The organism is Acinetobacter sp. ESBL14, from assembly GCF_036668815.1.
Lineage (GTDB): Bacteria > Pseudomonadota > Gammaproteobacteria > Pseudomonadales > Moraxellaceae > Acinetobacter > Acinetobacter gyllenbergii.
In genome coordinates this window covers 1-255 of sequence record NZ_JAZEVS010000083.1, presented here as the reverse complement: position 1 = coordinate 255, position 255 = coordinate 1, and the positions used below count along the sequence as shown (strand labels likewise).

The 255-nt window shown below is 33.3% G+C and carries 1 pseudogene; it reads left to right on the top strand.

From position 1 onward, the window contains the following. Positions 1-255 (top strand): annotated as a pseudogene (locus V6E90_RS21735) (hypothetical protein); the annotation flags it as partial.

Sequence of the window (255 nt, the reverse complement as noted above, 5' to 3'; positions counted from 1 at the left end):
GAAAAAAGGTGGTGGCATTGTTATCGAGGCAGCTAAAGATATCAATCGTGTCTTAAAAAATGACCCAGCAAAATTACCCTCAGTGAATGTGTCGTCTTCAGGGAACATAAGTGCTAAACAAATATCTGAAAATGGTAAGATCATTGATCCACCGAAAGATGTGTTAAATAAGCAGAAACAATTATTAAACAATACAGATAACAATAAATCTGGAATATTACGTGAAGAAATTGCAGATAGTTACTTCAAAAACAA